The sequence below is a fragment of the Streptococcus sp. NSJ-72 genome, from assembly GCF_014334035.1.
Taxonomy (GTDB): domain Bacteria; phylum Bacillota; class Bacilli; order Lactobacillales; family Streptococcaceae; genus Streptococcus; species Streptococcus constellatus.
This window is the reverse complement of the sequence record NZ_CP060489.1, coordinates 1064709-1090949: the sequence shown is the minus strand read 5'-3', so window position 1 is coordinate 1090949 and position 26241 is coordinate 1064709. Positions and strand designations below refer to the sequence as shown.

Here is a 26241-nt window from a genome sequence, read left to right as displayed (position 1 = left end):
AATCTTATAAAATAGAACACCCTTACCCTGTCTATTTATAAAAGAAAATGAGATGGGAGTATTCCCATCCCATTTCTAAAGGAGATAACTTAACAATACATTTACATTTTATTCTTCCTTTCTCTTCCATGACTTACCAATTAAAGTAGCTGAAGACGCTAGACCGACTAAGCCTATTAAAGGCAAGAATGGAAATTCTTTAGTGCCTGTTTTTGGTAATTTAGTATTCGCAGTTCCAACAGAGGTAAACTTAGATCCCACTGATTGAACATTTGAAAACGGAACTTTTGATCTGTAACCCAAATTAGTTGGAGCCACTGAATTTTGAACAGAGGCAAATGTATTTGATTTCTTGTTTCCGACCTGATTATTATTTCCGTTTTGGATATTCTGGTCAGTTTGATGTGTATTACCATCTGGATTAGACTTACCGCCTTGATGTGTATTGCCATCTTTACCGTCTTTACCGTCTTTACCTGCGTCACCCTTATCACCTTTATCGCCCTTGTCTCCTTTATCACCTTTGAGGGATTTCACGTAATCGTCAGGGGTCTTATTGCTATTACCTGGCAATTCTTTCCAGATGTCGTAGGCTGACTTACCAGCGTCACCCTTATCGCCTTTGTCGCCCTTGTCTCCTTTGAGGGACTTCACGTAATCGTCAGGTGTCTTATTGGCATTACCTGGCAATTCTTTCCAGATGTCGTAGGCTGACTTACCAGCGTCACCTTTATCACCTTTATCACCTTTATCACCTTTGTCGCCTTTGAGGGACTTCACGTAATCGTCAGGGGTCTTATTGGCATTGCCTGGCAATTCTTTCCAGATGTCGTAAGCTGACTTACCAGCGTCACCTTTATCACCTTTATCACCTTTGTCGCCTTTATCACCTTTGAGGGACTTCACGTAATCGTCAGGGGTCTTATTGCTATTGCCTGGTAATTCTTTCCAGATGTCATAAGCTGACTTACCAGCATCACCTTTATCGCCTTTGTCTCCTTTGAGGGACTTCACGTAATCATCAGGTGTCTTATTGCTATTACCTGGCAATTCTTTCCAGATGTCGTAAGCTGACTTACCAGCATCACCTTTATCACCTTTATCGCCCTTGTCACCCTTGAGAGACTTCACGTAATCATCAGGGGTCTTGTTGGCATTGCCCGGTAATTCTTTCCAGATGTCGTAAGCTGACTTACCAGCATCACCCTTATCTCCTTTATCGCCCTTGTCTCCTTTGAGAGACTTCACGTAATCGTCAGGGGTCTTATTGCTATTACCCGGTAATTCTTTCCAGATGTCGTAAGCTGACTTACCAGCATCACCCTTATCTCCTTTATCGCCCTTGTCTCCTTTGAGAGACTTCACGTAATCGTCAGGGGTCTTATTGCCATTGCCTGGTTGTTCTTTCCAGATGTCATAAGCAGACTTACCGTTTTGACCGTCTTTACCAGCGTCACCTTTATCACCTTTATCGCCCTTGTCACCTTTATCACCTTTGAGGGATTTCACGTAATCGTCAGGGGTCTTATTGCTATTACCTGGCAATTCTTTCCAGATGTCGTAGGCTGACTTACCAGCGTCACCCTTATCGCCTTTGTCGCCCTTGTCTCCTTTGAGGGACTTCACGTAATCGTCAGGGGTCTTATTGCTATTACCCGGCAATTCTTTCCAGATGTCGTAAGCTGACTTACCAGCGTCACCTTTATCACCTTTATCACCTTTATCACCTTTGTCGCCTTTGAGGGACTTCACGTAATCGTCAGGGGTCTTATTGGCATTGCCTGGCAATTCTTTCCAGATGTCGTAAGCTGACTTACCAGCGTCACCTTTATCACCTTTATCACCTTTGTCGCCTTTATCGCCTTTGAGGGACTTCACGTAATCGTCAGGGGTCTTATTGCTATTGCCTGGTAATTCTTTCCAGATGTCATAAGCTGACTTACCAGCATCACCTTTATCGCCTTTGTCTCCTTTGAGGGACTTCACGTAATCGTCAGGTGTCTTATTGGCATTACCTGGCAATTCTTTCCAGATGTCGTAGGCTGACTTACCATCTTTACCAGCGTCACCCTTATCGCCCTTGTCTCCTTTGAGGGACTTCACATAATCGTCAGGGGTCTTATTGGCATTACCCGGTAATTCTTTCCAGATGTCGTAGGCTGACTTACCATCTTTACCTGCGTCACCCATATCACCTTTATCGCCCTTGTCACCCTTGAGAGACTTCACGTAATCGTCAGGTGTCTTATTGGCATTGCCTGGCTGTTCTTTCCAGATTTCGTAGGCTGACTTACCGTCTTTACCGGCGTCACCTTTATCACCTTTGTCTCCCTTGTCACCTTTGAGAGACTTCACATAATCGTCAGGTGTCTTATTGGCATTACCTGGTAATTCTTTCCAGATGTCGTAAGCTGACTTACCAGCATCACCTTTATCACCTTTATCACCCTTGTCACCTTTATCACCTTTGAGGGACTTCACATAATCATCAGGTGTCTTATTGCTATTGCCTGGCTGTTCTTTCCAGATGTCATAGGCTGACTTACCGTCTTTACCAGCGTCACCCTTATCGCCTTTATCGCCCTTGTCACCCTTGAGAGACTTCACGTAATCGTCAGGGGTCTTATTGGCATTGCCTGGTAATTCTTTCCAGATGTCGTAGGCTGACTTACCATCTTTACCAGCATCACCTTTGTCGCCCTTCTCTCCTTTGAGAGACTTCACATAATCGTCAGGTGTCTTATTGGCATTACCTGGTAATTCTTTCCAGATGTCATAAGCTGACTTACCGTCTTTACCTGCTTGTCCGTCTTTGCCGGCTTGTCCATCTTTACCTGTTTCTCCTTTGAAATTGCCTTTCTTGACCCATACTCCATTTTCTCGTTTGAATAGATCCTTTGTGCTTAAGTTGATATAAGTATCTCCATCTACACCTAATGTTGGCTGCGGATCGGTCAATCCACTATGAGTGGCATTAACAGTAACTTTCATTCCAACTTTTATTTTTCGCGGCTTCGCTTCTCTAGTGACTGAGTTAGAAATTTCATAGCGTCCTTCTAATTTCCCATTCACTATCCGTTTGTTATACACAATCGTCCGTTCGCCATCTTCACCTTTTTGTGTCTCGGTTTGTGTACCATATGGCAAATTATAGTCAAATTCGTACTCTGTTGTGTAAGGGATTTTTGTCGTGACGGTTTCTTTTTCAATCGTTACTTCTTGTGTCCCAACTTCAACAATCGCTTTGACAGGGTCTTTCAGACGCTTACGACTTATTTCTTTAGCGAAATACTCAAAGAAATGCTCCTTACCGTAATAGGCATGGTCTTTATCATAAGCATAAGTGACATTATCTTCTCCCGTCTCACCAAATTTGATGATATTTCGCGTCCCTTTTGGAAGATTTTTATTTTCACGGATTTCTGTTTCAAAAGGAACTTGCCGGACAATCGCTTCATAAGCATACGGTTGTTTATCCTTATTGGTTAGTTCATAGCTTTCTCCACGATAATCTTTAAAACTTTGGGCATCTTGGTCTATTTGGAAGCCTGCACGAGCCAACAAACTAGACGATGAATCTCTCTCAATTTTATCCCATCTACCACTTGAATTCCATCTACCACCTATTCCTCCTTCAATCACACCATTCGCCTGAGTTACAACATTTAGAGAATGACCTGTAGAATATTCCTTTTTGTACCAATCATCCCATCTATCGTAAACTTGCTTATGAGTTGTTCCTGTATATTGATGACTTTGGCTATCCTTTGAAATCATATCCCAGCCTTGGAGCGTGACAGTTTTGACTTCTGTCTCATAAACTTTTTGTGTTCCATCATAATAGGCAACAATTTTATATTGATAAGTCTTCGTCTCTCCTTTCGCCATTAAAGGATTCGGTTTTTCACCTACCCATTCCAACTTATAGGTGATAAAATGGCGTTCATCTTTCTGTAATACAGAATATGTATCTTTCTTGTTATAATGTCCATCATCTTCAACGGTCTTTGTTCGTTTTCCTTCCAGTTCATTTTTAATATTCCGGCGATACACTCTATAGTACACCGTTGCCAATGTTCCATCTTCTCTGCGTGTATCATAGTCCACTTTTTCATAGCCTAAATGACCATACTCGATTTTATTTTTGGAATTATCTTGTAACAAATCTAAAGCGTAAGATTTCTTATCCCAAGTTTCAAATGTGAATGCTTCGTATTTATCTTCATCACCATGTCCTTTAGTCACAACAGGTCGGATTTTTGCTGTGGGATTATGCTGAACACCACTCCATATTTTCTTGGCAACTTCAGCTGGTTTCGTTTCTGTTTCTTTTAGGCTTTCACTTTTGAAATTAAATGCAATCCCTGACTTATCTCCCTTTGTTTTGCTTTCAAGGAGTAAATCTTTATTAGAATCATCGTCCTCTTCCTTAATCTCATATAACTCTCCAAATGTATAAGTTCGTGTATATTTTTTATCTCCGTCAATATATTTTTGAACTTGCTCTTTGGTGATCATATAGAGTTTCGCATTGCTTTTTGCCAACTTTTTAGCTACTTCTGGAGTGACTTCTTGAAACTCTTTATTATTATAAAAAGAATAGCCATTCGCTTTTGCTTCCTCCGCATCTGTCAACTCCTTCGAAAAAGGCCCTTTATCATTCCTATTAGTATAATCTGCAGGTTTTTCCAATCCCAGAATACCTGCTCTATACTTTAATTTCCCATCCACATCCTCTATGACAGTATAGCCATAATCATACTTGTTATCATTTGAAGATGTGATCCGGTGTGTCACACTTTTCTTTTTTTCAACCTCTGGTTGATGTTCTTTTGCCAAAGAAAGTAACTTTTCAGCTATTTGATTTGTTTTCTTAGTATTTTCGTTTTCAGTCTGTGAACGAATATCAAGATCATATGTGCTCGGCGGGATTAGATCAGTCCCTGATGGTGAAATATTAACTCCAGATGATGGATTATTTTTCTCGTTTTCAACGGGCGCCTTTGGCGACCGAGAAACCATTTCAAGGTTTTTAGGTTGTGGTTGAGCTTCCTTATTTGCAACAGATGTGCTCTCTTTCTCAACAGCAGTCACAGGAGCATTTGGTGATTGCGATGATTCAGCTGTGGCTGGTTGTTCAACTGCTTTATCCTCATTTGTACTACTTACAGGATTTTCCGAGATTGCAGAATCTCTTGCTGTTTCTGCAACTGCTTGATTTTCTGTTGAAGTAGTTCCTGTTTTTGAAGGTGCAGCTGAAGTAGTCAAGATTTCTTGATTGTTTTTTGTTGACAAGGCGCTATCCGCATTTGTAGAAGTAGTGGCTTCTTTTTCTGTCAGCACTTCAGTTGTACTTGCGCTAAGGCTATCTGCCTCAGCAACCTGATCCTGCAAAGTAGCACCTACAAATAATTGACCAACTAACACCGAGGCTACCCCTACTGCTAATTTTCTAATTGAAAATTTCTGTCTTTTTTCCCATTCCATAATATTTCCTTCTTCCTTCTTTCTTCTTTATTATATGGATTCTATTTGTTCTTGAACGATCACTTTTTTCCAAGCATTTTGAACCATTTTATATGAAAATAACTCAAGAGACTTATCGTAAGCTGCCTGAGCAAACGAGTCTTTCTCTAACAAACGACAATACCGGACAATCTTTTCAGCTAATCCATTGACATAGTCTTTATTATTAATCAAATAACCATTTTTATTCTCATCTACATAAGCTTGATGAATCGCAACATTGCCTCTCGCAATCAAAGCGACTCCTTGGTTCATAGCTTCCACCAATGTCGTTGCAAATGCTTCTGAATACGATGAAGCAAGATACGCTTCATAATCAGAATATTTAGTCATGATATTCTTGTGAAAACCTTTTAACTGAATATAATCATTTGCCTCATGCTGATCAATCAACTCTTGCAACTCATGATATAATATTCCGTCTCCGTATATGTCGTAGCTTATATCTGAAATAATTTTCCTAGCTCGTACAACGGCTTCAATTGCAGCTTTAATACCTTTACCTGGTACAAGATTTGAAACGCTTAAAAAACTATTTCTTTTCCGAATTTTACAGATAGCATGCTCCTCCACATGCATAACCGGGACAAAATAAACTCTAGCCTTTTGATTAAAGTGCTGATGTACATAATTTCTTACTTTATCAGGCTGACCAATCTCTGTCGATAAAACAAAGTCAATCCCACGACCAATTAAGGATAAATTATCAGCTATAAAACCAAAGACTTCTCCATCATAGTTCTCTATCGTCTCATGAAGATAGTAGGCTATGCGAGCTGTCTGATGATTTAAAATGAACGGATATAATTTAGGCTCAATTCTTTCAAAAACAATTACATCTTTATTGATAATGCCCTGCTTCTGAAAATAAATCTCTAATAGTTGACTGAGGTCAAACGTTTTCCCATTATATACATATTTTTCCGAAGTATAAGTATCAATTATTTTCTTGAGAACAATTTCACCTTTTGAATTATAATAATTGTATTCTGAATTTTCTAAAAAATGAACTCCATCTTGCTCAATATCTTTATAAATAATGCTAAGGTATTTTTGAGTCGAATAATAATCAACTTCCTTTAGACTATTCTTTTCATAATGCTTCACAAGAAAAATTCGTTTCCGGTCACCAAACAAGAGGCACCTGTATATATCACCACTCTCCATAGTCACAATCAATTCATTTGTTTCTTCATTTTCTTCAATAGATAAAGGACTTGCAGGTAACTCTTCTAAAAACTTCTTTTTATCATAAGAATAATCATCAAAAGGTAAATCCGTAAATACTTGTAACATCAATTGAACATTATTTATGTCATAACCATTCTCTTTGTAATCTTGAAGCTGATTAACATTTGGATTGTGTTTTAAAGCAATATAACGATATGGAATTGATAGTTCGTCTAAAAAACGTTGCCTTCGAATTTGTGCTTTTTCAATTCCAAACGGAACTCCAGAAATCATTCCAATATCTACAAAATATAACATTCTTTACTCTTTCTATAAAATAACTGTCACACCAAATTGATGTTCAATTTTTTGAGAGGCTTGGCGAATGACCTCTCCAGCCGAAGTCAATATTCTGAACAACTGCTCTAAATCATCTTTCACAATCCCGATATGACGCAAAAAAACTTTTCCATCATTATCTATACAAAAATAATAGCTTCCCGCTTGTTCTACATTCAATTCATTTACTAGAGATTCCCACTTGGAACGCTCTTCAAGATTCCTACAATAAGCAATATTTGTAAAAACGATTTGATAAATTGCTTCCTTGTCTTCCTTATCTAACTGAATTGCAAAGTCAACCATATGAAATTCGTTGATTTGCAACTTCCCTTGATAGATCCAAGACTGATCTGTTTCTTGTTTCTTTAGAGCAAATTTCTTCCCATCTAAGAACCGTTGAAATTTTTCATTTATTTGATCCACATTTACCTCCTTATTCATCAATCAAAATTATAGATTGGAATACTCTCTTTCTCTATGTTGTTGTATTCTTTCGAAAAGGAAATAATCTTTCTATTTTTTTGAATTGTTTCTTGACTTTCTTCTATTTTGTCAGATACTTCCTCTTCCTGCTCTGATAACAAGCGAACATCGATTGACATCACCGCATTTAAATAATCATTTAACAACTTCTCAACAGAATGCTTCATACTTTGCTCTTGTACCAAGATTTGTTGCTTTAGATCCGAAAGCAAACGAATATCTTTCTCAGCAACCTCTAAGCGTTGCTGAACATCATCTTCCACACCTCTCATCAATTTATCAGCCTCTTCTTTTGCGTCAAGAATAATCTTATCTGCACTTTTCCGAGCCTCTACTAAAATCTGAGTGATTTCCTCTTCTCTAGATTGGTAAACTTTCACTTGCTCTTTTAAGGACTCACTAATATCCATATAGTAATTTAGCTTTTTCTGAATTCTTTCTTTCTCCTCTAAAAGAGAGACAATATAATCATCCGTTTTTGATTTAGAATACCCAAATAATAACTGTTTTTTCATTGACACTGATTCTCTATTCTCCTTTCTTGTTTCTATAAACGCACGGACTGCTCAAAAACAATATTTTAATTTTCTATATTTCACCTCCTACATACCCTGTAGTGGTATACGGTATATATAATATATCATAGTAAGTGTTTTATAGCAAGCCCCATATTTGACTATTGGAAAATTTTAATATAGAATAATTAAAAACATACGCTGGAGACTACACAAAATATGGAACGAGAGAAACTTATTATGCGTTTGAAACGCTCTGAAGGACAACTTAGAGGAATACAAAAGATGCTAGAAGAAGAACGTGAGTGTATGGATATTATTGTTCAGCTAACAGCAGTACGTTCAAGTATTAACCGCGTCATGGAATTGGTGATAACAAAGCATCTATATACTTGTTTAGACAATCCTCTGGACGACCCCAAAAAACAAAGAAAAAGGATAGAAAAAGTCATTAAATATCTTGTAAGGGAACATGATAAATAAAAAATAAATCGGTTGAGTAAAATCTCAATCGATTTATTTTGAAGTACGTACTAAAATCATTACCCTATTCTTTAAAATTTATTAAGTGCAGATGACACATTAATGATAGCCTTAAAAATACCAATATAGACTTCTTGAACAAATTAAGACTAGGAAGTTATCATGACATGAAATGCTTTTAACTGACATTCATTCTCAGCAAAGTTAAATCACAGCAACTTTTTTCAATAAGTTTGCAATAAAAACAAAGTTAATTTTGTTTCAATTTGCTGAATCATTGTCTTAAATTGCTCAAAAGCTTCTCGCTGATATTCAATCAATGGAATATTTTGAGCATAAGCACGCATTCCAATACTTTGACGAGTTATTTCCATTAAATCAATATGTGCTGTCCACTCTTCATCAATAATGCTTAAAAGTATTAATTTGATATTATCTTCAGAAAAAGCTTCACCTAATTGTGCTTTTTTTACTCGATAAAAAAGTAAAGCCTGCTCTGCTAAAAATCGTTCTATGAATGATTGTGTTTTAGATTCCAAGTTATGCACTTGATCGCTTGATAATACTAAGGAAAAATCCTGTAAATTGTCTAATAACTCATATATCTTTTCACTACTAGAACCTTGCCAATAATTATTTATAGTTTTATTGAGTGTGCGACGGATAATCTGTTCAAAATATCTTGATAAACCACCATTCATCTTTAATAATCGAGTGCGCTCGTTATATATAATGCGTCTTTGCTCTGCTATGACATTATCATATTGCAAAACTTTAAGTCGGTCATCATAGTTATTTCCTTCAACTTGTAATTGCGCAGATTCTATATAACGACTGAGCATTTTACTTTCTATAGGAGCAGCATCTACTTTTAGTTTTTTCAAAAGCTTTTTAATTTGTTCTCCTCCACGTCGAACAAGTAGCTCATCTTCTAAAGAAATATAAAATCGTGAATATCCCGGCTCTCCCTGGCGCCCCGATCTTCCTCTAAGCTGATTATCAATTCGACGGTTGTCATGCCTTTCCGTGCCAATCACACAAAGACCACCTAAATCACGAACTTCCTGAGTCAATTTAATATCTGTTCCTCGACCAGCCATATTGGTCGCTACCGTCACTGCATATTTTTGACCAGCTAATTTTATGATTTCAGCTTCTGCTTGGTTACTTTTAGCATTCAAAACATGATGAGGAATCAGAACATTTGTCAACATTCTTGATAGACGTTCTGAGCTTTCAATAGATACTGTTCCAACTAACACAGGTTGACCAATTGCATAGCGTTTTTGAATTTCTTTCACAACAGCATGAAACTTACTATCTAATGTAGTAAAAATCAAATCTTGATCATCAAATCTTAAAATAGGTTTATTTGTCGGAATAACATGAACAGTCATATTATACACTTCTTGAAATTCTAATTCTTCCGTCTTTCCAGTTCCTGTCATTCCAGATAATTTGCTATACATTCTAAAAAAATTTTGAAATGTTATTGTTGCAAGAGTTTTATTTTCATCTTTTATAGTAACATTCTCTTTAGCTTCTAATGCTTGATGTAAACCATGAGAAAAACGCCGCCCAATCAAAATACGTCCTGTAAAACTATCAACAAGTTGAACTTCGTCATCATTTACTACATAATCAATATTTTTCTCCATCGTATAATTTGCTTTTAATGCTTGGTCTATATGATGAACTAATTTTATATTATGGTTAGAATACAAATTACGAATCTTAAAAATAGATTCTGCTTTTTTAATCCCTAATTCCGTCAAAGCAATCGCTTTAGTCGGAATATCAATCATATAATCAGTATCTTCATGTAAACTCTTAACAAAATAATCAGCTTGAAAATACAAATTTCCAGATTTTAATGAACCACCTGATATAATCAATGGGGTTTTTGCCTCATCCAATAAAACCGAATCCACTTCGTCAATCACAGCATAATTCAATGTTCGCTGAACACGATCAGAAATATCTGTTACTAAGTTATCTCTTAAATAATCAAATCCCAATTCACTACTTGTCGTATAAGTAACATCACAATTATAGGCTGCTCTTTTATCAGATTTAGATAATTTAGAATTACTTGCATTAATACCAACGCTCAGTCCTAGCAAAGTATATACCGGCTTCATTTCTTCGGCATCTCGTTTGACTAAATAATCATTAACTGTCACAACATGAACGCCATCACCACTCAAAGCATTTAAATATACTGGTAATACTGCTGTCACAGTCTTTCCTTCACCGGTTTTCATCTCAGCAATATTACCACCATGTAAAGAAATTGCTCCCATAATTTGAACTGTATGAAGTCTAAAACCAAATAAACGATGTATAGCTTCGCAGGCTAAAGCATAAGCTTCAGGGAGAATATGATCTAAAGTTTCTCCCTTAACAAGACGTTCTCTAAACCACAAAGTTTCTTTTTTAAAGTCACTTTCTGAATAATTTTTATAATTATTTTGAAGTTGCTCAATACTACTCGCTAATTTACGATATTTGTGCAATTCTAAGAGGTTTTTACTAAATAATTTTCTTATGTTTAATTCCATTATTTTTCAATTTCTAAAACATCCTACGTTACCCTTACTTATGAATAAGAAAAATTGTCTTTCAATGTAATAACAATATTTCGCTATTTCATTAAAAACTCACAATTGGACCAAATTTTTCTTCCATTTGTTCAATAACATACACCATAACATTCGCCCCTTCATTTAATAGATCATAAATCATCTGAACATCATGATGAACTTTCGTAATGTGTCGCGCAAAGATGCGCCCGTCATTTTCTAAACCTAAATAATAATAAAGTCCCATTTCGACGTTCAATTGGTTCAGAAATTCTAACCATTCACCTCTTTTTTCATAGGATTTACAAAAGCCTACATTATTAAATATAATTTGGCAAATCGCTCCTTCTAGCATTCCAATTTTTCTAAATGAAATTGCAAAATCCAGAATATGATAGTCTGATATTTCTAATTTCCCTTGATAAAGCCATTGATTATCATTAAAACTCACTTTCATTGGAAAATCATTCTGGACTAAAAGTTGTTGAAAATCTTGATTTAGTTTTTCTAACTCTTCCATGCTCTATTTTACCTTTCTGATAGTTAATAGTGGAATATCGTTCTGATCATCTTCTTGTAAAGGAAAGTTAATAATGTTCTTTTCTTCATCTTTTTTAGCTTCTTCTTTAAGCAAATCCAATTCTTGAAGTTTATATTCTTTATCTAAAGAAAGATGTATACTATCTAAATCAGCAATGTAATGTTCTAATAGCTTTTCTAATGTCGTCATCATAGTATCACGACGATTTAAAATCTGTTTTAACATTTCATTTAAATAATCATACTCTTCTTTATTGCTTATGAGCCATTCTTCACACTGGATGTTATATTTATCTTTCATTTCAACCGAATTTTTATTGGCACTAGCTATCATTTCTTTAGTACTATTTTGAGCTTGCATTGGAATTTCGATAAGCTGAGACTCGTTTTCTTTATACTGTCTTACTTGTTCAGCTAACTCTCGCTCAACATTTTCTGCTAATGTAATTTCAACATTCAATTGACGAATTTGTTCATTTAATTTCTCAATCTCTGTTTCAACTTTATCAACATCATATCCAAAAATAGATTTCGAAAATAATTTTTTTTTCATTTCTTGTTACCCCTTATATTCGTTTCAATTGAAAATTCAGGTACAGATTCTCCCTCGCTTTCTTTCAAACGGATTTCTGCCTTATCTCTGTCTAATGATTGAATCAAGGTCATCAATCTTGTACCTAGTTCATCTATAACGGAGGTTGCTGTCTTTATATTAGAATCCAAGAGACGAGAATCTGAAGACCTTAAATATTCTAACAATTGCATTAATTTGTTTCGTATGTCGTTTTTAATTAATACCTCTTGTTCTAGAATCATTTGTTTTTTTGCTTTAATATCATCGTCTAAAAATATCTGCTCTGCTCGTTTTGATAACAGTTCTTGTCTTGTCGTTTCAATAATAGCTTCAGCCTCTCCTTCTCCCCGTGAAATCAGTTCTTCTGATAAATCAGTTGCCTGATTTAGAATTGGCTTAAATAAGTCTTCTCGACTCTTAAAGTATTCTAAATCACGCTTTAAATCTTGGTTCTGTTTGTTTTTTTCTTGTAAAAGTATTTGAAGGTCTTCCGTCCTTTTTTCTAATATTGATAGCTCTTTTCTAACCTTAGCTGGTGAATATCCAATCAACTTTTTCGATAATTCCATATTTATATTCCTTAAAAATTATTAACTTTAATCTAAATAGCAGAATAAAAGCTCTCATTTTAACTTGATTTTTTAGAAAACAAATTAAAAAGTATTCAACTGACGTAATTCTGCGAGCACTTCTGAAACAGAAGCTCCTTCACATTCAAAATTCTCAAGAATCTCTATCACTGCCTGACGATTATTCCAACTATCTGCTTTAAAAACAGGTAAATAGTTGAGCAAAATTTCTGATACTTGATATTTTGTCCAATGGAAAGCCTCTTTGCTAAACAATACACGTTTAGCACTTTCCCATCCTTGTTTCAATTCTCCCACATGGTAGGAAATCATTGCTAACTCATAATGCAACAAAAATTGATAAATTGGCAGATGTATTACAATGGCTTCCTTTTCTGGGATATGAGCATCTTTAGCAGCTTTAGCGAATACATATGCTAAGTGATAATTCCCATGTTCACGCGAATAACGAATAGCTTCATATAAACTTTCTAATCTCTGAGGATAATATTCATACCCTTTTAACCAATAATACATAGCTTTAGCTTCGTCTCCCAATTGTTCAAAACAACATCCCACACGTGCATAAGCAGATGATATTTCTTGATCCCAATAACCAATTTCTATAAATTTTAAATACCATTCACTTGCCTCTTGGATCATTCCTGCTGCCATAAAGGATTGACCAGCATAAAAAGCATAGCGTGGTTTCAAATCTACATCTTTATTTGGATTGTAAAATGCAGCAACCAGCACTTGTGCATCATCATAGTATTTATTAGGATTCTGACTACGTCCCCCAAATCGACCGGATAATACATTATAATCACCGTCAATCTTTACATGCCAATTTTTATCACCTGTCACAATATACTCATGAACAACACTTCTCCAATGAAACTCTGGATTATTCTTAAATAAGAGTAAACGGTCATATACTGCACCATTATCATCTTTTAACCTAAAAGAATATCCATCTGCTACCAGATCAGGCAAATGAATTTCACCTTCAAAACGATCGTCTGCGTCAAAGACAAAAATATAATCGCTTTTACCGTCTGCATGCCTCAAGGCCAGTGTACGATTAACAGCAAAATTTTCCCAATCATCCTGATATAATTCACCAGGAATCTCTTTCTCTTGAAAAAACTCTTGTATTTCAGAAATAGTATTGTCAGTGGAACCCGTATCACTAATAACCCAATAATCCAGTGGAATATATTGGCAAATATTATCTAAGGTCTCTTTTATAATATGAGCTTCATTTTTAACAATCATATTTAAACAAATTGTTGCCATATTTCTCCTTCACATTGTTTCATATTAAAGAGGCATATCCTCTTTTTTATAAACTGCAACCAGTCCAACAGTTTATTTAATAAGTGATATCTAGTATTTATCTATTATATAAAATCCAAACAGACAACTTTTTATATTAAAAGTTGTCTGTTTTAGAATCAAGGCAAACCTTATTTTTCTAAGATTTTATAAGAAAAATCATTTTTCCTAGACTCACCACTATTGACCATCCTTTTTACGACGCATTTGTACTACACCTAATAGACTAAGAATAGTCGCACTGCCAAGAAGGGATAAAGTCATATCATTACTTTCACCAGTTTGTGGTAAACGATTTGAACCACGTGTTACACCTTGTGCTACATCTACATTACGATTTGAAACAGAAGCTCCCGAATCTCTTCTAACAATTCTAGTACGACTTAAATTCATTGGATTAATGATTGATGTTCCGCTACCTGTGTTGCTGCCTGAACCGGTGTTAGTTCCTGAGCCGGTGTTCGTACCGCTACCTGTATTGGTTCCTGAACCTGTGTTGCTGCCGCTACCTGTGTTAGTGCCTGAACCTGTGTTCGTGCCACTACCGGTGTTAGTGCCTGTGCCAGTGTTGGTTCCGCTACCTGTGTTAGTGCCTGAACCTGTGTTCGTGCCGCTACCTGTGTTGGTTCCTGAACCGGTGTTGGTTCCTGAACCGGTGTTCGTACCGCCACCTGTGTTAGTGCCGGAACCTGTGTTCGTGCCGCTACCTGTGTTGGTTCCTGAACCGGTGTTGGTTCCTGAACCGGTATTGGTTCCTGAACCGGTATTCGTTCCTGAACCGGTGTTAGTTCCTGAACCTGTATTCGTTCCTGAACCGGTATTCGTTCCTGAGCCGGTATTGGTTCCGCTACCTGTGTTAGTGCCTGAACCTGTGTTCGTGCCACTACCGGTGTTAGTGCCTGTGCCAGTGTTGGTTCCGCTACCTGTGTTCGTACCGCCACCTGTGTTAGTGCCGGAACCTGTGTTCGTGCCGCTACCTGTGTTGGTTCCTGAACCGGTGTTGGTTCCTGAACCGGTGTTCGTGCCGCTACCTGTGTTAGTTCCTGAACCTGTATTCGTTCCTGAACCGGTGTTGGTTCCTGAACCGGTATTGGTTCCTGAACCGGTATTCGTTCCTGAACCGGTGTTAGTTCCTGAACCTGTATTCGTTCCTGAACCGGTATTCGTTCCTGAGCCGGTATTGGTTCCGCTACCTGTGTTAGTGCCTGAACCTGTGTTCGTGCCACTACCGGTGTTAGTGCCTGTGCCAGTGTTGGTTCCGCTACCTGTGTTCGTACCGCCACCTGTGTTAGTGCCGGAACCTGTGTTCGTGCCGCTACCTGTGTTGGTTCCTGAACCGGTGTTGGTTCCTGAACCGGTATTCGTTCCTGAACCGGTGTTAGTTCCTGAACCTGTATTCGTTCCTGAACCGGTATTCGTTCCTGAGCCGGTATTGGTTCCGCTACCTGTGTTAGTGCCTGAACCTGTGTTCGTGCCACTACCGGTGTTAGTGCCTGTGCCAGTGTTGGTTCCGCTACCTGTGTTCGTACCGCCACCTGTGTTAGTGCCGGAACCTGTGTTCGTGCCGCTACCTGTGTTGGTTCCTGAACCGGTGTTGGTTCCTGAACCTGTGTTGCTGCCGCTACCTGTATTCGTTCCTGAACCGGTGTTAGTTCCTGAACCTGTATTCGTGCCTGAGCCGGTATTGGTTCCGCTACCTGTGTTCGTGCCTGAGCCGGTATTGGTTCCGCTACCTGTATTCGTTCCTGAACCGGTGTTAGTTCCTGAACCTGTATTCGTTCCTGAGCCGGTATTGGTTCCGCTACCTGTGTTCGTACCGCTACCTGTATTGGTTCCTGAGCCGGTGTTCGTACCGCTACCTGTATTGGTTCCTGAACCTGTGTTGCTGCCGCTACCTGTATTCGTTCCGCTACCTGTATTCGTTCCTGAGCCGGTATTGGTTCCGCTACCTGTGTTCGTACCGCTACCTGTATTGGTTCCTGAACCTGTGTTGCTGCCGCTACCTGTGTTAGTGCCTGAACCTGTGTTCGTGCCACTACCGGTGTTAGTGCCTGTGCCAGTGTTGGTTCCGCTACCTGTGTTCGTACCGCCACCTGTGTTAGTGCCGGAACCTGTGTTCGTGCCGCTACCTGTGTTGGTTCCTGAACCGGTGTTGGTTCCTGAACCGGTGTTCGTGCCGCTACCTGTGTTAGTTCCTGAACCTGTATTCGTTCCTGAACCGGTGTTGGTTCCTGAACCGGTATTGGTTCCTGAACCGGTATTGGTTCCTGAACCGGTATTCGTTCCTGAACCGGTGTTAGTTCCTGAACCTGTATTCGTTCCTGAACCGGTATTCGTTCCTGAGCCGGTATTGGTTCCGCTACCTGTGTTAGTGCCTGAACCTGTGTTCGTGCCACTACCGGTGTTAGTGCCTGTGCCAGTGTTGGTTCCGCTACCTGTGTTCGTACCGCCACCTGTGTTAGTGCCGGAACCTGTGTTCGTGCCGCTACCTGTGTTAGTGCCTGAACCTGTGTTCGTGCCGCTACCTGTGTTAGTTCCTGAACCTGTATTCGTTCCTGAACCGGTGTTGGTTCCTGAACCGGTGTTGGTTCCTGAACCGGTATTGGTTCCTGAACCGGTATTCGTTCCTGAACCGGTGTTAGTTCCTGAACCTGTATTCGTTCCTGAACCTGTATTCGTTCCTGAGCCGGTATTGGTTCCGCTACCTGTGTTAGTGCCTGAACCTGTGTTCGTGCCACTACCGGTGTTAGTGCCTGTGCCAGTGTTGGTTCCGCTACCTGTGTTCGTACCGCCACCTGTGTTAGTGCCGGAACCTGTGTTCGTGCCGCTACCTGTGTTGGTTCCTGAACCGGTGTTGGTTCCTGAACCGGTGTTCGTGCCGCTACCTGTGTTAGTTCCTGAACCTGTATTCGTTCCTGAACCGGTGTTGGTTCCTGAACCGGTATTGGTTCCTGAACCGGTATTCGTTCCTGAACCGGTGTTAGTTCCTGAACCTGTATTCGTTCCTGAACCGGTATTCGTTCCTGAGCCGGTATTGGTTCCGCTACCTGTGTTAGTGCCTGAACCTGTGTTCGTGCCACTACCGGTGTTAGTGCCTGTGCCAGTGTTGGTTCCGCTACCTGTGTTCGTACCGCCACCTGTGTTAGTGCCGGAACCTGTGTTCGTGCCGCTACCTGTGTTGGTTCCTGAACCGGTGTTGGTTCCTGAACCGGTATTCGTTCCTGAACCGGTGTTAGTTCCTGAACCTGTATTCGTTCCTGAACCGGTATTCGTTCCTGAGCCGGTATTGGTTCCGCTACCTGTGTTAGTGCCTGAACCTGTGTTCGTGCCACTACCGGTGTTAGTGCCTGTGCCAGTGTTGGTTCCGCTACCTGTGTTCGTACCGCCACCTGTGTTAGTGCCGGAACCTGTGTTCGTGCCGCTACCTGTGTTGGTTCCTGAACCGGTGTTGGTTCCTGAACCTGTGTTGCTGCCGCTACCTGTATTCGTTCCTGAACCTGTATTCGTTCCTGAACCGGTGTTAGTTCCTGAACCTGTATTCGTGCCTGAGCCGGTATTGGTTCCGCTACCTGTGTTCGTGCCTGAGCCGGTATTGGTTCCGCTACCTGTATTCGTTCCTGAACCGGTGTTAGTTCCTGAACCTGTATTCGTTCCTGAGCCGGTATTGGTTCCGCTACCTGTGTTCGTACCGCTACCTGTATTGGTTCCTGAGCCGGTGTTCGTACCGCTACCTGTATTGGTTCCTGAACCTGTGTTGCTGCCGCTACCTGTATTCGTTCCGCTACCTGTATTCGTTCCTGAGCCGGTATTGGTTCCGCTACCTGTGTTCGTACCGCTACCTGTATTGGTTCCTGAACCTGTGTTGCTGCCGCTACCTGTGTTAGTGCCTGAACCTGTGTTCGTGCCACTACCGGTGTTAGTGCCTGTGCCAGTGTTGGTTCCGCTACCTGTGTTCGTACCGCCACCTGTGTTAGTGCCGGAACCTGTGTTCGTGCCGCTACCTGTGTTGGTTCCTGAACCGGTGTTGGTTCCTGAACCGGTGTTCGTGCCGCTACCTGTGTTAGTTCCTGAACCTGTATTCGTTCCTGAACCGGTGTTGGTTCCTGAACCGGTATTGGTTCCTGAACCGGTATTGGTTCCTGAACCGGTATTCGTTCCTGAACCGGTGTTAGTTCCTGAACCTGTATTCGTTCCTGAACCGGTATTCGTTCCTGAGCCGGTATTGGTTCCGCTACCTGTGTTAGTGCCTGAACCTGTGTTCGTGCCACTACCGGTGTTAGTGCCTGTGCCAGTGTTGGTTCCGCTACCTGTGTTCGTACCGCCACCTGTGTTAGTGCCTGAACCTGTGTTCGTGCCGCTACCTGTGTTAGTGCCTGAACCTGTGTTCGTGCCGCTACCTGTGTTAGTTCCTGAACCTGTATTCGTTCCTGAACCGGTGTTGGTTCCTGAACCGGTATTGGTTCCTGAACCGGTATTCGTTCCTGAACCGGTATTCGTTCCTGAACCGGTGTTAGTTCCTGAACCTGTATTCGTTCCTGAGCCGGTATTGGTTCCGCTACCTGTGTTCGTACCGCTACCTGTATTGGTTCCTGAGCCGGTGTTCGTACCGCTACCTGTATTGGTTCCTGAACCTGTGTTGCTGCCGCTACCTGTATTCGTTCCGCTACCTGTATTCGTTCCTGAGCCGGTATTGGTTCCGCTACCTGTGTTCGTACCGCTACCTGTATTGGTTCCTGAACCTGTGTTGCTGCCGCTACCTGTGTTAGTGCCTGAACCTGTGTTCGTGCCACTACCGGTGTTAGTGCCTGTGCCAGTGTTGGTTCCGCTACCTGTGTTCGTACCGCCACCTGTGTTAGTGCCGGAACCTGTGTTCGTGCCGCTACCTGTGTTGGTTCCTGAACCGGTGTTGGTTCCTGAACCGGTGTTCGTGCCGCTACCTGTGTTAGTTCCTGAACCTGTATTCGTTCCTGAACCGGTGTTGGTTCCTGAACCGGTATTGGTTCCTGAACCGGTATTCGTTCCTGAACCGGTGTTAGTTCCTGAACCTGTATTCGTTCCTGAACCGGTATTCGTTCCTGAGCCGGTATTGGTTCCGCTACCTGTGTTAGTGCCTGAACCTGTGTTCGTGCCACTACCGGTGTTAGTGCCTGTGCCAGTGTTGGTTCCGCTACCTGTGTTCGTACCGCCACCTGTGTTAGTGCCGGAACCTGTGTTCGTGCCGCTACCTGTGTTGGTTCCTGAACCGGTGTTGGTTCCTGAACCGGTGTTCGTGCCGCTACCTGTGTTAGTTCCTGAACCTGTATTCGTTCCTGAACCGGTGTTGGTTCCTGAACCGGTATGTACAATCGGTTTCATAGGAGTATAAACATTATTTTTATACTCTGTTAATAAAGTGGTTCTTCTAGTACTAGAAGATTCTTCACCTTCGTCACGTTTCATACCTTCTATATTGTGTTTTACAATATCCGTCAGACTCTCTAATTTAACAAGCTCATTATCAATATAATCAAAAACCATTTCGCCATTTGGCAGCGTTTTGACATATTTTAACCCGTGCATCCAAAAGGCAGTTCCTTTAGGTTCTCTATAGTGGATACCTGAATGACGACCTGGACCACTCCAATGATACTCTGGAATATAATCCTTTGTATGAAATACACCAGGTGGTATCTGAACTTTACCACCAGACTTTCCTCCCCTACGTCCCGTGTCTTTATAATCAGTTCTATATTCTGCTCCTGCAGCTAATTTAACAACAGCTCCAGTAGAAGTAAATTGGATCTTTTCAAATATCTTCTTTAACTCTTCGTTTTTCTTGAAATCTTGAACAACTTTCCCTGGATTTGACTCATTTGTCCAACTTACTGGACTTCCGTCTTGATGAACTGCCGTAGCTGCATCATTAGCTTTATGTACAATCGGTTTCATAGGAGTATAAACATTATTTTTATACTCTGTTAATAAAGTGGTTCTTCTAGTACTAGAAGATTCTTCACCTTCGTCACGTTTCATACCTTCTATATTGTGTTTTACAATATCCGTCAGACTCTCTAATTTAACAAGCTCATTATCAATATAATCAAAAACCATTTCGCCATTTGGCAGCGTTTTGACATATTTTAACCCGTGCATCCAAAAGGCAGTTCCTTTAGGTTCTCTATAGTGGATACCTGAATGACGACCTGGACCACTCCAATGATACTCTGGAATATAATCCTTTGTATGAAATACACCAGGTGGTATCTGAACTTTACCACCAGACTTTCCTCCCCTACGTCCCGTGTCTTTATAATCAGTTCTATATTCTGCTCCTGCAGCTAATTTAACAACAGCTCCAGTAGAAGTAAATTGGATCTTTTCAAATATCTTCTTTAACTCTTCGTTTTTCTTGAAATCTTGAACAACTTTCCCTGGATTTGACTCATTTGTCCAACTTACTGGACTTCCGTCTTGATGAACTGCCGTAGCTGCATCATTAGCTTTATGTACAATCGGTTTCATAGGAGTATAAACATTATTTTTATACTCTGTTAATAAAGTGGTTCTTCTAGTACTAGAAGATTCTTCACCTTCGTCACGTTTCATACCTTCTATATTGTGTTTTACAATATCCGTCAGACTCTCTAATTTAACAAGCTCATTATCAATATAATCAAAAACCATTTCGCCATTTGGCAGCGTTTTGACATATTTTAACCCGTGCATCCAAAAGGCAGTTCCTTTAGGTTCTCTATAGTGGATACCTGAATGACGACCTGGACCACTCCAATGATACTCTGGAATATAATCCTTTGTATGAAATACACCAGGTGGTATCTGAACTTTACCACCAGACTTTCCTCCCCTACGTCCCGTGTCTTTATAATCAGTTCTATATTCTGCTCCTGCAGCTAATTTAACAACAGCTCCAGTAGAAGTAAATTGGATCTTTTCAAATATCTTCTTTAACTCTTCGTTTTTCTTGAAATCTTGAACAACTTTCCCTGGATTTGACTCACTTGTCCAACTTACTGGACTTCCGTCTTGATGAACTGCCGTAGCTGTGCCGTTCTGTGTATTATTTGCATCACGCTCTTCTCCTATACTTCCTCCTTTTGTTCTTAACATATCAGAATGCGTCTTAGACTTATCATTCATTGCTTGATTGGACGAGACACTACTTGTATGAGAAGACATATTTGATTGACTTTTATCAACAGGCGAAGAAACTGAAGAGGTTTCTGCTTCTTCGGTTGAAGAACTATTCTCTGACTTATTCGCAGTTGTTGGCGTTTTCTCTGACATCGTCGCTGATGCTTCGGATTTAGAAACTATTGTTTTTCCAGTTACTGATTGTGAATCACTCGTTGTTTTTGGCTCTGGTGATACTTGCTTAGTTGGTGCTGGATTTTCTGAAGCTGTAGTAGTTGGTGCTACGGTTTCAACGGTAGGAGGCGTTGTAGAGTCCTCTTTTTCACTTGAATTAACAGCGCTAGGGGAGGTTCTCCCTGTATTTTCAACATTAGTTCCAGCATTAGCTACAGTAGAAGAAGTAGCAGCCTCTGTAGCTTGCTCATCAACCAAAGCCGCTGTCGCTTCGTCCGCTTTTACTTCTTGAACATGATTGACAAAAAATTGTCCTACCAAAATAGAAGCAACACCAATACTTAACTTTCTTATAGAATACTTTTCGTGTTTTTTCCAATCCATATCTTATTTTCTTCCTCTCTTTATATATTGATAACAGGATATGATTTATAGTTAATTTATTATTTTGAAATTTCTTCGCCTTGAACTTTGATATTCTTTAATTTTTAATACTTCCTCTCTATTCGGTTACACTTGAAGAGACATAAAATCGCCCCTCTATCTGTTTTACATAAAATTGAAATGGATGTTCAGCAGCATATTGAGGATCAATAATAGCTTTTTCTTGCCATTTTTCATATTCCTGTATAAAACCACCATGCAACAATTTTTCAGCCTCCAATCTAGCCGCCACAGCCTGTTCAAATGTATCAAATGAACCTACATTGTAACTTTTTCGTTGCAAACCGATTCTAACTTGATATTTCCCGTTGTTCTTTTGGAACACTCCACGAAAACCACTCGTGTTGTCTTTTCGTGTTTTTCTAAATTTCAACCACTCAATACAAGTCTGATCCACAAAAGTTAGTTGGTCTCTTATATTCTCAGTGATTTCTCGCTTTTTACACCCACAGCTAGTACAATGACCATGAACTAACGAGTCTTCTGAATACTCTTTCTTATTCCCACAATCACATAAACAATTCCAAATAACAGAACCTTTATAATCTCTTTTAAAAGTGTCGTTTATAACCTTTAATCTGCCAAAACGTCTTCCCGATAAATCTGTTTTACGACCGGTTCTCTTTTTAGGAAATTTGGAACAAGTTGTCTTCCAACCATGATGCAAATCCTTAGTTGTCCTAAGGTGTATTTCTCCACATTTTTGACAAGTACATTCCCAAACTACTAAACCATTCTTCCGATTATCTGTTTTTCTTGTAACAAGCAAATCTCCAAAACTTTTTCCTGTTACATTCTTGCACTTGTGCCTGTTTTCGTATTCTAAACACCCACAACTTTTTGTTCTTCCAGAAACAAGATTATAGTAGCGAATATCTTTTTTATTTCCACAACTACATGAACAACGACACCAAGATGTTCTTTCTTTGCAATATACATCTTCTACAGTCAGTTTCCCATAAACTTTTCCAATTACCTCTTTTTTCTGACAAATTGATTTTCTTGTCATATTTTCATACATCACTCCCCGATCACATTTTCCTTCAAAATGTATGTTAAATAAATCCTAAGAGTCAAACTTTTCGTAATTTTTATCATAACAGTCCATAAGAGCAAGAGCTGTCTCAAATGTAATATTTCTTATTTTAGATCGCCCTTTCGAAAGTGCAACTATTGAAGCTTCATTAACTCTTTCTGCTCTACTGATACGATAAGCTGTTATCTTTTTATCAATTACCCATTGAACAACCGACTCTACTTTTTCCAATGCAGTTTTATTCATTAGTTCTCCTTTATAACTTAAAAATTGCATCTTCACACAACAGTAAACTGCTATATCTAGTGCAAATCAACCACTTAAATTTAGATACCTTAACGGGGTATATGTATAATATATAATGGATTTTCTTTTTTGTCAATTATCTACTTCAATTTTTTTATATTTAAATGTCATTTTAGAATGTTCAAAGTATTGAATCAAGATTTTCTCAAATTGTAATAAAAACAAAAAGCCAAATTCGATTTCTTGAAAATGGCTTTGTATCAATATATTTAATAAATACAGATGATTATTTAAATAGTTTCATATAATCGCTTTTAGTTGGAAATAAATAAGCAATTCTCACGATGGTGCTTTAGTCTTGTCAAAAAAGTTCACTTTGAGAGATGTTCTAGCTAAATACTATAATCTATTCAAATTCCTTATTCGCCTCCCGAAGAACTAACCTTTCCTCAGACACTTCAGGCTTCCCTAAATGCTGATTCAATATCTCCACATAAGTTTCTAGTCTCCTTACAAGATCTTCGTAATCATTTAAATAGTGACTGAACTGTTCTTGAAGTTTTATCATATATTGATTTACTTTCTCCAAAGTAGCACTCTCTGATAAATTCAATTTCGCGAAATCATATCTCGCAGGCTTTCTACTTTCCTGATTGTCACTTTTCAGATTAATAAACACTTCCGCCATCTTGTTTAAGATGGCGATTTTTTCTTGTGTCTCATCTAGTCTAATATCTAGCTCTGCCATTTCCGTTACAAACTCATTCTTCATTTCATGATAACTCTTATCGCTAGTATTTAGCTCAATCAAGAGATTGATTTCAGAAATTTTCTGTTGAATACTAGCAACAGTCGCTCTCCTATAGGGAAGTTTTTGACTATCCTGGGTTAACTGTCTTATTAGAGTGCATCCTTTGATATAGCGGTCTTTGTCCGAACTCTCTTTATTATAGACAAAGTAAGAGGTCGTTTCTCGAATATAGACTTTGTATTTTGTTCTATCGTCCTCTTCAATCATATCCAGTTGGTAGTTCGGAATAAAGATGATACCGTTTTGTTTTATTCCAAAAGAAACTTTGATGTAGATTCCTTCGTCAACTAACTTCTCAATTTGATTCGCTGCTAATTCTACCTCAAATTCATGTACAGCATCTCGATTCTTCTTAAATTCCTCATAAGCTGATTCAGTCTCATCAATACTAACCTTTTCCTGTTCCTGCTCTTCCTTAAAGTTACGATAGTGTTCTTGTAAATTTCCCTGCTCTTCTGGTGTTATTATATTTTTCTCTCCAAAATAACTTTGAAAGAATTGAACATCATAAAGTTTCTTATCACTTATTTCTTTATGGTTTAAACTAATCCGTCGTCCATCTTCTTCTAGAGTAAAGGTCACATTTCTCTGTTTGAAATCTATAGTAAGATTTAATTCTCTAGCTTTTAAAAGTAATTCCTCTAGAGAATTTGTTTTATCTAGTAAAAATTCCAATCGTTTTTCAATATCTTGTTTGGCAAAATAGGTTCTGAAGAACTCTTCATCATACAAATCCCGTTTACTAAGTTTGTTTCCACGAATAACCTGCTTCATATCTCTATCTGTCATCAGAAAACGACTATACTTGCTAGTAAAGTCTATTTTAACATGAATCCGATCTGCTTTTTTCAAAAAGTCCTCAAAAAAGTCAGACTGCTGCATCAAAAAATAGAGACATTGTTTCAGCTCAAACTTGTGGTTCGATTTTTTGTAGACCTCATAATCACGATGCGAATAACGATTCTCAATAATCTTTGCACCAACTATTTTAGAAATACGATCAGAAATCATGCGAAAATTTCTCTCCTGGGCATAGTCCCATTTAAATTTCTTGTCTGAGTTGATGTCAATGGAATTTATCACTATATGGTTATGAAGATGCGACTTATCCGTGTGAGTTGCTACAATAAATCGAAACTGTCCACCAGTTAATTCTTGAATTGTTTCATACCCTATGCGATTGACTTCTTCTGGAGATAAGTTATCATCAGGAGAAAAAGATTGTATCAAATGATGAGCATGAATCTTTTGTTGGCGCTTTTCTTGACGATCATTTCTGAAATTATAGAGAGTGTCGTTATTCAGAAAATTAGTATTGTACATCTCCACTGTTTCTTCATAAGTTGGAAAGTCTAAGTAATTGCTCATACCAAAATCAGATACCAACTTTAAATTGTTTGTTTTGTCAGGATTAAGGATATACTTAATCAATCGTCTGCGATATTTTTCTCCATGAGTCGCAAAATGTTTAGTGACTACCATAGAATGTCTTTATTTTTTCCACCTTTATTTGAAAATCCTTCTCAACCTCTGATACAAGCTCTACCATGCCTTGACGCAACTTTTGAAACTGTTCGTGAGAAATAATATGGTTCTGATTAACTGCATGTGCAATTTGATTGACGTTATTTCCAATCCGCTTGAGTTCAAAAATCAAGTCTTGATAAGTTGTCGTATCAATCGTAAGAAAGTTCATATTAGGGTTAAGCAAAACTTTTCTAGCATATTCAGAAAAAGTTTTACATCTACTCTTAGAAAGATGATTATTCAGTTGGTTCAATTCCGAGTCAGTCAGAAAAACTTTTTTCAAGTTTGTTCGATAACGATGCTCCATAGCAATCTCCTAATCCATATATTTGTCGCGAAACTCTGGACTGAGTTGATGAATTTTGTTCACTTCTGTAATCAATTCCTGAACACAATTTAAAAGAATTGAAACATGGTCTTGAGTCACTTGCTTATTCTCTTTTGCTATAACCAATACTTCATAAACATCACGGCTAATTTGTTCTAACTTTTGAGATTGCCACAGAGAAAAACAAGACTTTATGGTTAACTTTTCTTCATCAAAGGCCAATAATTTATCCCTTACAAAAGGAGAAAAGTGTCTATAATTCGCTTGATTCATCAGTTTTTCAATTCTATCCATCTCCTCCGCAGTTAGATTGATCTCTTTTCGGACATCTCGATATTGTTCTGTCATCTCAGTTTCCCCACTTTTATCATTCCTCGGGTTTAACCCGCCCCCGTAATACATACGGAGAATTTTTAAAGACC

At 38.8% G+C, this 26241-nt stretch carries 16 protein-coding genes; 1 reads left to right on the top strand and 15 read right to left on the bottom strand.

Annotated features, from left to right (window positions below; genetic code table 11):
• Positions 1–108: 108 nt before the first annotated feature.
• From H8787_RS05285 to H8787_RS05270, 4 genes are read right to left on the bottom strand one after another with little or no spacing between them, the layout of a single operon-like run.
• Positions 109–5487 (bottom strand): G5 domain-containing protein, encoded by a 5379-nt coding sequence (locus tag H8787_RS05285; RefSeq protein WP_187327613.1) that lies wholly within the window; start codon positions 5485–5487, stop codon positions 109–111.
• Positions 5488–5517: 30 nt separating this feature from the next.
• Positions 5518–7014 carry a glycosyltransferase gene (locus H8787_RS05280; protein WP_187327612.1) on the bottom strand — a complete coding sequence of 499 codons (1497 nt, stop codon included), beginning with the start codon at positions 7012–7014 and terminating at the stop codon, positions 5518–5520.
• A gap of 12 nt (positions 7015–7026) precedes the next feature.
• A complete protein-coding gene (locus tag H8787_RS05275; protein WP_049480558.1) occupies positions 7027–7461 on the bottom strand; it encodes a hypothetical protein in 435 nt (144 codons plus the stop codon).
• Between the two features lie 17 nt (positions 7462–7478).
• Positions 7479–8036 carry a DivIVA domain-containing protein gene (locus H8787_RS05270; RefSeq protein ID WP_049476491.1) on the bottom strand — a complete coding sequence of 186 codons (558 nt, stop codon included), beginning with the start codon at positions 8034–8036 and terminating at the stop codon, positions 7479–7481.
• A 219-nt stretch (positions 8037–8255) separates the two neighbouring features.
• On the opposite strand from H8787_RS05270, the gene H8787_RS05265 reads away from it, so the two are divergent.
• Complete coding sequence (locus H8787_RS05265) at positions 8256–8519, top strand: metal-sensing transcriptional repressor (RefSeq protein ID WP_187327611.1); 264 nt, start codon at positions 8256–8258, stop codon at positions 8517–8519.
• 224 nt (positions 8520–8743) lie between these two features.
• Here H8787_RS05265 and secA read toward each other — a convergent pair whose 3' ends face one another.
• The 11 genes from secA to H8787_RS05210 form a co-directional block, all read right to left on the bottom strand.
• Complete coding sequence (gene secA / locus H8787_RS05260; RefSeq protein WP_187327610.1) at positions 8744–11080, bottom strand: preprotein translocase subunit SecA; 2337 nt, start codon at positions 11078–11080, stop codon at positions 8744–8746.
• Positions 11081–11171: 91 nt separating this feature from the next.
• Entirely contained in the window at positions 11172–11621 is a 450-nt protein-coding gene (locus H8787_RS05255) for a hypothetical protein (protein WP_048801095.1), read from the bottom strand.
• 3 nt (positions 11622–11624) lie between these two features.
• Complete coding sequence (locus H8787_RS05250; RefSeq protein ID WP_115263095.1) at positions 11625–12194, bottom strand: DivIVA domain-containing protein; 570 nt, start codon at positions 12192–12194, stop codon at positions 11625–11627.
• On the bottom strand, positions 12191–12784 hold the full coding sequence (locus H8787_RS05245; RefSeq protein WP_187327609.1) for a DivIVA domain-containing protein: 594 nt from the start codon (positions 12782–12784) through the stop codon (positions 12191–12193). The genes H8787_RS05250 and H8787_RS05245 overlap by 4 nt, the downstream gene beginning before the upstream one ends.
• A gap of 84 nt (positions 12785–12868) precedes the next feature.
• A complete protein-coding gene (locus tag H8787_RS05240) occupies positions 12869–14083 on the bottom strand; it encodes a glycosyltransferase (protein ID WP_049476486.1) in 1215 nt (404 codons plus the stop codon).
• A gap of 219 nt (positions 14084–14302) precedes the next feature.
• On the bottom strand, positions 14303–21811 hold the full coding sequence (locus tag H8787_RS05235) for an LPXTG cell wall anchor domain-containing protein (RefSeq protein ID WP_187327608.1): 7509 nt from the start codon (positions 21809–21811) through the stop codon (positions 14303–14305).
• Between the two features lie 118 nt (positions 21812–21929).
• On the bottom strand, positions 21930–22880 hold the full coding sequence (locus H8787_RS05230) for a hypothetical protein (RefSeq protein WP_262350616.1): 951 nt from the start codon (positions 22878–22880) through the stop codon (positions 21930–21932).
• Positions 22881–22937: 57 nt separating this feature from the next.
• The gene (locus tag H8787_RS05225; RefSeq protein ID WP_049476725.1) at positions 22938–23153 is read right to left on the bottom strand and encodes a hypothetical protein; all 216 of its coding nucleotides are present in this window, start codon (positions 23151–23153) and stop codon (positions 22938–22940) included.
• Between the two features lie 406 nt (positions 23154–23559).
• Positions 23560–25446, bottom strand: a complete 1887-nt coding sequence (locus H8787_RS05220; protein ID WP_187327607.1) for an SAG1250 family conjugative relaxase — start codon at positions 25444–25446, stop codon at positions 23560–23562.
• Positions 25433–25798, bottom strand: a complete 366-nt coding sequence (locus tag H8787_RS05215; RefSeq protein WP_187327606.1) for a MobC family plasmid mobilization relaxosome protein — start codon at positions 25796–25798, stop codon at positions 25433–25435. The genes H8787_RS05220 and H8787_RS05215 overlap by 14 nt, the downstream gene beginning before the upstream one ends.
• A 9-nt stretch (positions 25799–25807) precedes the next feature.
• The gene (locus tag H8787_RS05210) at positions 25808–26167 is read right to left on the bottom strand and encodes an SAG1252 family conjugative relaxosome accessory protein (protein WP_187327605.1); all 360 of its coding nucleotides are present in this window, start codon (positions 26165–26167) and stop codon (positions 25808–25810) included.
• Positions 26168–26241 lie beyond the last annotated feature (74 nt).

Coding starts and splice junctions, on each gene's coding strand:
- H8787_RS05270 (WP_049476491.1), bottom strand. CDS start 8,036: ATGAAAAAACAGTTATTATTTGGGTATTCTAAATCAAAAACGGATGAT.
- H8787_RS05250 (WP_115263095.1), bottom strand. CDS start 12,194: ATGAAAAAAAAATTATTTTCGAAATCTATTTTTGGATATGATGTTGAT.
- H8787_RS05220 (WP_187327607.1), bottom strand. CDS start 25,446: ATGGTAGTCACTAAACATTTTGCGACTCATGGAGAAAAATATCGCAGA.
- H8787_RS05215 (WP_187327606.1), bottom strand. CDS start 25,798: ATGGAGCATCGTTATCGAACAAACTTGAAAAAAGTTTTTCTGACTGAC.
- H8787_RS05230 (WP_262350616.1), bottom strand. CDS start 22,880: ATGACAAGAAAATCAATTTGTCAGAAAAAAGAGGTAATTGGAAAAGTT.
- H8787_RS05280 (WP_187327612.1), bottom strand. CDS start 7,014: ATGTTATATTTTGTAGATATTGGAATGATTTCTGGAGTTCCGTTTGGA.
- H8787_RS05235 (WP_187327608.1), bottom strand. CDS start 21,811: ATGGATTGGAAAAAACACGAAAAGTATTCTATAAGAAAGTTAAGTATT.
- H8787_RS05210 (WP_187327605.1), bottom strand. CDS start 26,167: ATGACAGAACAATATCGAGATGTCCGAAAAGAGATCAATCTAACTGCG.
- H8787_RS05225 (WP_049476725.1), bottom strand. CDS start 23,153: ATGAATAAAACTGCATTGGAAAAAGTAGAGTCGGTTGTTCAATGGGTA.
- H8787_RS05240 (WP_049476486.1), bottom strand. CDS start 14,083: ATGGCAACAATTTGTTTAAATATGATTGTTAAAAATGAAGCTCATATT.
- H8787_RS05265 (WP_187327611.1), top strand. CDS start 8,256: ATGGAACGAGAGAAACTTATTATGCGTTTGAAACGCTCTGAAGGACAA.
- secA (WP_187327610.1), bottom strand. CDS start 11,080: ATGGAATTAAACATAAGAAAATTATTTAGTAAAAACCTCTTAGAATTG.
- H8787_RS05285 (WP_187327613.1), bottom strand. CDS start 5,487: ATGGAATGGGAAAAAAGACAGAAATTTTCAATTAGAAAATTAGCAGTA.
- H8787_RS05255 (WP_048801095.1), bottom strand. CDS start 11,621: ATGGAAGAGTTAGAAAAACTAAATCAAGATTTTCAACAACTTTTAGTC.
- H8787_RS05245 (WP_187327609.1), bottom strand. CDS start 12,784: ATGGAATTATCGAAAAAGTTGATTGGATATTCACCAGCTAAGGTTAGA.